This window comes from Rothia sp. HMSC061D12 (genome assembly GCF_001836735.1).
GTDB lineage: Bacteria > Actinomycetota > Actinomycetes > Actinomycetales > Micrococcaceae > Rothia.
In genome coordinates this window covers 53,968-61,117 of the sequence record NZ_KV830310.1, presented here as the reverse complement: position 1 = coordinate 61,117, position 7,150 = coordinate 53,968, and the positions used below count along the sequence as shown (strand labels likewise).

Sequence of the window (7,150 nt, the reverse complement as noted above, 5' to 3'; positions counted from 1 at the left end):
AGAAACACCAACCAGCGAATCCGGCAACACCGGCACACCACCAGCAGAAGCACCCTGCACAGAAGGCACAGCAGGTGCAGCAACACCCAAAGACGCCCAACCATACGGATCCAACAGACCGGCACCAGAACCGGCACCAGGAACCAACGAACCCACAGAAGGCATCGACGAACCAGCCACACCCAGCACACGCGGAACGAACGAGTTCTCATCCCACACCAGCGGGTGCATCACCGAAGCATCAAAACCAGCCGCAGAACCAGCATGAGCGCGAGCATCGATTGAAGGTACACCAAACTCAGGTACACCAGCAGGTGCACCACCAGCAGCAAGCACACGACCATCAGTAGAAGCACACAGCAAGGAGAAGGACACAGCAGAATCGCCTGCAGAACCCCACGAGGCCACAGAGTCCACAAACCCAGCCGCACCATAGGTCAGGGACGAGCCGGAACCATCTGAAGAAACCTGCAGAAGACGCGAATCATTACCGTCATACGAGAACACGCTCGTCGAGACCGGCACCAGGGTGACGCCCTCAAGTTCCACAGACTCCGGGCACTGCGGAAGCCACGCCTGAGCATCCTCAACAGCAGAGGCAAACTCAGCCGACTGGGAGTCGGCCTTCGCCTCATCCTGTACGCCGTAGACGCATACTGCGCGAACGCGGGCACCCTCATCAGTGACCAGCACCTTCACCCAAGCATTCTGCGGCTGGGCGCTATCAAAGTACTCAACACGCACCAGCGCGCCAGCGGCATCATAGGTCCAACGCAGAGTCTCGGTGCCGCGAACGGCAGAAGAGAGCATCTGTGCGTCAGTGTAGGTGTACATGACCAGGCCAGCAGGCGAATCCACGCCGCTAATACGGCCCAAATCATCACGAATAATCTCAGTGTGCAGAGCCTCAGAAGAGTCTGCCACAGCCGAGTCTGCCTCAGCGGGCTGCTCGGTCACAGAGGTCATGTGCGCGCCACGGTAACCAAACTCGCGAACCCAGGTACCCGCCAAATCAGATACCTGCGCACGCACCAGCGCATCTACAGCGTTGTACTCGAAAGAAGACTCCACACGAGACTCAGAGGTAACGGCGGTTCCATCCAGACGGTACGCGGTGATGTCAGTCTGCTTGACCATACGGCCAGCAGCATCATACGCATAAGCGCTCGAACCCAGAGGGTGCACAAACTCAGTGCGCAGACCATCAGCATCGTAAGCGTAGGACAGCTCATAGCCGCCGGTCTCATCCATGTACGCGGTGCGGAAAGACTCCGGAATCTGCGCACCAAACTCACGGCGCTGACGAACCAGACGACCCAAGCGGTCATACGACTCAACGGTCACTACGGGAGCACCAAACGCATCAACGCCCGCGTGATCATAAGTCGTCATCGTACGGCGCGCAGAATCACGCTCCATACGGTACAGCAGAGAACCATTCACCGAATGGGAGCAGGGGACGCCATCTCGGTCGTAACCGAAGGAATGTACAGCACCATTACCGTCAGTGCTGGTCAGCAGACGACCGGCAGCATCATAGGTAGAGGTAGTGCGCACACCCAGCGGATTGGTTACCGCCAGAACATTGCCCATCAGGTCATACTCGTAGCTGGTAATACGACCTGCAGGGTCCATCACGGAGGTAACGTTACCCGCCTCGTCATACCGGTAATGGGTCACGCCACCGGCACCATTAGTCACCGCAACCACCTGAGAAGCGGCGTCATAGGTGAACGAACGAGTACCCCACTTGTTATCGCGGATGCTCTTCACGCGACCACAGGAATCCCAGGTGTAGAACACCGGAGAAGCCACACCGGAACCGGTAATGGACAGCACACGACCGCACGCGTCATAGCGAACGCGCGCCTCAGAACCGTCACCGTACACCTGGCGAATCAGTCGGGAATCAGCGTTGTACTCGTAACGAGTCACAGACTGTTCAGCAGTACCGGCAGCCTCATAGGTTGCAGCCAGTCGACCGCACGCATCGTAGCTGTACTCGGTCACACGACCCGCGGGGGAAATCATGCGCACCATCTGGTTCGAGCCGTTGTACTCGTAGCGGCTCAGACCGCCCTCAGCGTCCAGTACCTGCACGGGGTTACCCGCGCCGTCATAAACCATCGTGGAGACAGTCGGGTCGTCAGCATCTGCACTAACCTGCGGTCCAGAATCCTCGGGGAGAACCTCGCTGCGCACCGGGCGGCCCAGGTGGTCACACGAGATACGCACGCGGTCAACACCATCGTTAGTGGTGAAGGTCTTGCGCGAGGAATCAACGGAGGTACGTACACTCACGCCGGTCGGGTCAATCAACGCGGTCAGGGTGCTTGCGGCATCATACTCGCGAGTCCACACACCACCGGCGGGGTCAATGGTGCGAACCAGGCGCATCAAACCATCGTAGGCGTAGCTAAACTGCGCACCACCCGGCAGGGTAATGCGGTCAATATTGCCGTTCGTGTCAAAGGAACGCTCCATGCGGCGACCCAGCGGGTCAACCACGGCAACAATATCGTCGCTCGGACCGTATTCGTACTCGGTACGGGCACCTGCAGGATCCACCGAAGCCACCAGGCGACCACCAGCAGCGTACTCAAAACGCCAGCGGGAACCATCCGGGTCCTGACGGCACACCATGTGACCGGCAGAATCATAGGTGAACTCAGTCTCCAGCCCAAGAGCAGAAACAATCTTCACCAGGTGGCCCGCAGCAGAGTACTCACAACGGGTCAGCTGCTGCTCAGCGTTACGAATACCGGTCAGCAGACCAAAATCGTCATACTCCAAAGAGACAGTAACGCCCTCAGGGCTCACCACACGCTGCAGCAGGCCGTCAGCCCACTCAAAACGGGTCACATGACCGTTGCCGTCGGTCATGGAAGAAGGGTTACGCTCAAAATCATTCGCGTACTCGTAAGTCACCGTAGTCATCGGGCTTACAGCAGGGCTCTGAGCAGGCTCCTGCCCCGGATTCCCCTCAAAAGTGCGGCCCTGGGCTTCAGCCTCCAGGCGGGCACGACGAGCCAAGCGTGCGGCACGGCGAGCGCGCGGGTCCGTCTCAATAGCACTCACCGTCATAGAAACTACGCGGTCATGCTCGTCATACGCGAAGAGGGTTTCAGCACCCTCATCGGTGACCTCACGAATAATACGGCCACGCTCATCGCTGTAGCGAGTGATGCGGGAACCATCGCGGTCCACCACGCTCACACGGTTGCCAAAATCATCGTAGGCATAGCTAGCACGCCCACCTTCCGCGTCAACAATACCGGTCAGGCGTGCGTACTGGTCACTAATCCACAGATTCGTGTAGGAGGCGTCCTCGTTCGAAACGTCAGTAATGCCGTTCGGCAGGTAGCGGTAGCGAACACGACGACCATATTCGGTGTCCTGCTCAGTAATACGACCGGCAGGGTCGTAGTAGTTCGTCACCTCAACAGTGCCGGTACTAGCCACCACGCGGTGAATCAGGCCGGCAGCGTCATGTTCATAACGGCGGGTACCAGCATCACCATGCACAGCACACAGGTGAGTACGACCATCAAGGGTGACGTACTCGTAACGCACCGACTGACCACGAGAAGAATGAATAGCGCCGACAAGGCCACCTTCGGTGTACTCCACGTCGATACGTGCACCGTGCTGATGCACGATAGCACCAACGCGACTCTCCTCATCGCGCAGGTATGCGACAGCAGTACCTGCCCCAGCGCTCATGCCCAGGTAAACACCGGTAAAGCTAAAAATGTGCTGAGTTCCAGAGTTGTCGGAGATACGCAGCAGGGACGAGGCATCATAGCCCGTAGCATGCAAAATATAACGCAGAGAGGGGTCAGTAATAGAGCCCTCTTCACCCATCAGCTGGGTGAGGGGCAGCTCTTCAAGCCACCATGCTTCACGCGGAGCGCGAGCATAGCCGTGGGTGCCGTCCTCACGAACCATTCGGTCGAAGGTAACCTCACGACCGTCAGCCATAGTCCAGGCAGCATTCTCAGCATTCAGCTGCACACGGGTCTCAATATTCGAGGACCAGCCCGCGCCAAACACACCGGATACAGCGTGCTGACCAAAAACAGCCACGCTGTTGTACATGCGGGTTACAGAGCAAGCAGAAACCACGCCGGAGAACGCCATGTCGGTCTCTTCTTCAATGAAGTTACCGGTTGCAACGTTCACGGGGTCGTTCACGTAACCACTGGTAGTGGATTTACCCACAATAGCCGGAGTCGGAACTTCCAAATCGTGACGCTCGGTGCTAACTCCAGCTGCAGTAATGGCGCCATCCAGAACAGAATCAGCAACGGCAACAATCTGACCCGAGCTACCGTACTTTTCAAAAGTATCGGCTACGATGCCCAGCCAAGTCTTATCGTTAGCGTTCGACTTATTCCACGCTTCAAACGTGCTGATGAGATTTTCAGCATCAATGGTTCCCCACTGGCACTTAGCCGCAAATTCAGAAGCAAGGCTACGGAGCTTACCGGGCTCAGCGTCAAAGCTAGTGCCAAGGTTCGCCAAAGTACCAGAAAGAGCACGCACGGTCGAAGGGCGCGCTGAAGAAACAGGCATGCCCGATGAACGAGTCTCAGTGCTCTCACGATGACCTAACGACGCAGTATCAATCTTGGTGTCAGGTACGTAATGCTCAGCCTTCGGAGGATCACCTCCGAACGTTTCATCCCACCATTTACGGAAACCGCCCCAGTCAGTCTCATAGTGGTACATACGGTCGCGGTTCTCATTTTCCTTATGAGCAGCTTCCTTAAGGCGGTCCACCACCGTTGCCAGCTGGCGCAGAATATTCGCAATATCACGACCATCACTGACTGCAGTGTCAATATTGGCTGCCGTAATCTCTGCGTAGTGACCTTCAAAATCCTCAAGAGCCTTCGTCAAAGAAGACTTGAGCCCAGGAAGAGCACTATCAATGTTCTGCGCTACGCCACGGCAAGCATTCGCAAAAGCATCAGATGTTGCATCATCAAACTTAACTTTTTCATTGGTCACATTAGTTGAATCGGGCGCATCCATGCTCTGCCGCCTTTCAGGTGTGATTGGTTCGGAAGTGTGGTGATTAAACAGATGTAGACAGACATGCACATCATGTCTGGAAAACTACGTGGGTATAACCGAATAACAGAAAACGCCGCCTACCGCTCACCGCCCCGTAGCCGGGGAGCGGGGCGGTAAACGGCGTTTACCAGGGAAGGCTTAGGAGCCGCCACCTGCCTGGAAGATATCGGTAGAAATCTGGTTGAGCTGCTCGCGCAGGTCGGTCAGTTCCTGAGTCAGGTTACGCAGGGTGTTTTCTACACCGGGCCAGGTGTCATTGCGGAAACGCTCAGCCAGGGGGCCGTCCCAGTTGTTGGGATCCTTCAGCTGGTTACCCTGCTGGTTGAGGTTGTTGATTTCGTTCTGCAGACCGCCATTGATGATGTTCTGGAGAGCAGTAATGGCATCCTTGGCTGCCTGCGATGAGAGTACGCGATCGGACACGATGTTCCTCTTTCGTCGTTGAGTTGCCGGAAGATGTGCATTGGATACGCGAAATATCAAATACGCACCGTTAGTGCTTTGCACCACTTCGAACATTACACTATTTCGCGGCAAAGCGCACCCTCTGCGCCCTATTGTGAGAAAAATTTCTCATAGTAGACATTGCACAGCAGTGCGTGCATATACATTTATCTACTCTCATCAAGGGATTTCTCCCGCTACGGTATCCTTAGGAAATGCCAGCCCACTGGGTGGCACCCTATCGATAGATTCACCAACCACATACGAAATGAGGACTTTCATGTCTGAAAACACCCCGCAGCCGGCTGCACCGCAGCAGCCGCAATTCACCCAGCAGGCACCCGCCGTACAGCCCGCATACGGCGCACCCGTCGAGGCACCGAAAAAGAAGTGGGCGGCAGTAACCGCACTGGTTCTGGGCATTATCTCCGCCCTGACCGGCTTCATTATCCTGGGCGCATTTACTGCAATCCCGACCGTTATTTTCGCAATTATTGCCCTGGTCATGGTCAAGCGCGGCACCGGCAAGGGCAAGGTCATGGCTATCGTTTCGCTCGTGCTGGTTGCGGTTGCGATGGTCGCCTTCGTTCTGGGTAACAATGTGCGCGCTCAGAGGGATGCAAGGCTTAAGCAACGAGCCCAGGAAGCAATCCAGAAGTGTGAGAGCAAGGAATTTGTTGGCGCCTACTACACCGAGAAGGACGGTAAGCGTTACTGCGCATACGGCGGCTGGCTCTACCCTGTAGACGACGACAAGTAGACCGGTCGTCTGGTTTAGTAACCGATGATGTGATGGGTGGGGGCGTTCGTTCACGCGGCGATGACCGTGCCTGCGAGCGCCCCTCAGCCGTATCTTCTGGAGGCGCCGCTTCCACCCTGCGCGATGGCTGCGCAGGCCCTATTCACCAACCACACGAAACGAGAACCCACCATGCGCACTTTCCTGATTATCTTCTGGGGAATCTTCGCTCTGTTCACAACAGTTGCGACGTTTTATGTCATCATCAATTACGAGGTGCAGCGCTGGAAAGATAAGAAGCGGCAGCGCGAGGGTATTTATATTCGCCGAGCTAATCAGGCTGAAGCTCTCTTAATGATATTTACTCCCGCCTTTCCGTGCCTTATGTTTGTAGGTCACATATACGGTCCTGAATCATTAGATATAGCGACTGAAATAGCGGCCTTATTACTATCGGCTATGTTCATTTCCTTTTTGCGTTATGTGTATGTCGCTTATGTGAAGCTTTCTCCTGAAGGTATCGAGCAGCGTGTCTGGTCAGCTAACCCAACGGTCTACCCGATAGGTGCGATTGATAGCGTTATCTATTACGAGACTGTGGATATTGAAGACCAGGATATGGTGGGTTTTTATACTAAGTCGGGTAAGCAGATTGCTGCTTTTGGCCCGACCACCCACAATAACTATCGAATCTTGGCGATTGTGCGGTTTAGGATTGAGAACGAGCGTTGGCCTAATATGGATAATCCGGGTGATGTGGCGCAGGTGGACGCGCTTGATAAGAGGGGTATGACAATTTCTTATTTCAAAGATCTGGAGAAGGTTACTGGCCTTGCCGACGTTGATATGTAGCATCGTATAGAGAAAGCCCCTGGGCTGAGAGATTAC

At 55.6% G+C, this 7,150-nt stretch carries 4 protein-coding genes; 2 read left to right on the top strand and 2 right to left on the bottom strand.

The window, feature by feature from the left end:
* Together HMPREF2682_RS08295 and HMPREF2682_RS08290 are read right to left on the bottom strand one after the other, a co-directional pair.
* A partial coding sequence (locus tag HMPREF2682_RS08295) for a DUF6531 domain-containing protein (protein WP_070833172.1) occupies positions 1-5,037 on the bottom strand: 5,037 nt, incomplete at its 3' end.
* Positions 5,038-5,217: 180 nt separating this feature from the next.
* On the bottom strand, positions 5,218-5,502 hold the full coding sequence (locus HMPREF2682_RS08290) for a pyrophosphorylase (RefSeq protein ID WP_005507345.1): 285 nt from the start codon (positions 5,500-5,502) through the stop codon (positions 5,218-5,220).
* 301 nt (positions 5,503-5,803) lie between these two features.
* Between HMPREF2682_RS08290 and HMPREF2682_RS08285 the strand changes: the two genes are divergently transcribed.
* Together HMPREF2682_RS08285 and HMPREF2682_RS08280 are read left to right on the top strand one after the other, a co-directional pair.
* Positions 5,804-6,283 carry a DUF4190 domain-containing protein gene (locus HMPREF2682_RS08285; RefSeq protein WP_070833169.1) on the top strand — a complete coding sequence of 160 codons (480 nt, stop codon included), beginning with the start codon at positions 5,804-5,806 and terminating at the stop codon, positions 6,281-6,283.
* A 171-nt stretch (positions 6,284-6,454) separates the two neighbouring features.
* On the top strand, positions 6,455-7,114 hold the full coding sequence (locus HMPREF2682_RS08280) for a hypothetical protein (protein ID WP_070833221.1): 660 nt from the start codon (positions 6,455-6,457) through the stop codon (positions 7,112-7,114).
* Positions 7,115-7,150 lie beyond the last annotated feature (36 nt).

Bases quoted from the DNA above. Each gene is read 5' to 3' on its own strand.
- HMPREF2682_RS08285 (WP_070833169.1), top strand. From the start codon at position 5,804: ATGTCTGAAAACACCCCGCAGCCGGCTGCACCGCAGCAGCCGCAATTC.
- HMPREF2682_RS08280 (WP_070833221.1), top strand. From the start codon at position 6,455: ATGCGCACTTTCCTGATTATCTTCTGGGGAATCTTCGCTCTGTTCACA.